Here is a 288-nt window from a genome sequence, read left to right as displayed (position 1 = left end):
CTCAGGGTATCTGAAGGCAGGTTCTGATCTTTCGCAAATGGAAATGGATTATGACGACGAGTCCGAACAAATGTCCGTGAAGATCCCGAAAGCGCAGATTCTCGACAACGTTGTTGAAACGGAAAAAACAACTGTCGAAGATGTCAAAGGCAATACTTTCTCAGACTATCCATCTCAATAAGCGATCGACGAAGTAAATGAAAACAAAAAACAGCTTGAGGAAGAAAAAATTGAGCAAGGATTTTTGGAAGAAGCGGATAAGAGAACAGAAGAATTGCTGACGGCGTT

Annotated in this window: 1 protein-coding gene; it reads left to right on the top strand. The window is 41.7% G+C overall.

Features of this window, described 5'->3' with window-relative positions:
* The coding region (locus R0J87_RS19495) for a DUF4230 domain-containing protein (RefSeq protein WP_498888312.1) at positions 1-181 on the top strand (181 nt) is incomplete at its 5' end.
* Positions 182-288: the final 107 nt, after the last annotated feature.

Origin of the sequence: Halomonas sp. SIMBA_159 (assembly GCF_046536035.1) — a bacterium.
GTDB classification, from domain to species: domain Bacteria; phylum Pseudomonadota; class Gammaproteobacteria; order Pseudomonadales; family Halomonadaceae; genus Vreelandella; species Vreelandella venusta_A.
This window is presented reverse-complemented; position numbering and strand designations above follow the sequence as displayed.